Origin of the sequence: Citrobacter sp. Cc139, assembly GCF_030334645.1 — a bacterium.
GTDB lineage: Bacteria > Pseudomonadota > Gammaproteobacteria > Enterobacterales > Enterobacteriaceae > Citrobacter > Citrobacter werkmanii.
In genome coordinates this window covers 1-301 of the sequence record NZ_JAOWDM010000031.1, presented here as the reverse complement: position 1 = coordinate 301, position 301 = coordinate 1, and the positions used below count along the sequence as shown (strand labels likewise).

The 301-nt window shown below is 43.5% G+C and carries 1 protein-coding gene; it reads right to left on the bottom strand.

Going from position 1 to position 301, the window contains the following annotated elements; genetic code table 11:
• Window positions 1-19: 19 nt before the first annotated feature.
• A complete protein-coding gene (locus OGV69_RS25260) occupies window positions 20-262 on the bottom strand; it encodes a DinI family protein (RefSeq protein ID WP_069323354.1) in 243 nt (80 codons plus the stop codon).
• Window positions 263-301 lie beyond the last annotated feature (39 nt).

Genomic DNA, 301 nt, shown 5'->3' with positions numbered 1-301 from the left:
ATATGACGGTTCAAGGCGTTTAATCTGAAACCAGCCACATATCAGCCTCTTCAAACATTTCCTGAACAGTACGGCTTATCTGTTCCTTCTCATGCTTGCTGGGATCAGTGTTGATCGCTGGTAGGGTCATCATCGGTTTAACCCGGACATCAGCATCTGGAAAGATCCGGTGCACTCTCTTTCTCAATTCGCCCAGAATGATGTCTTTTGCACCAGGCAGACCATCAAAATTCCTTTTGTCATAAACGAGTTCCACGAACATGCTTTAACTCCTCTTTACTGTGTTTAATGTCAGTATATA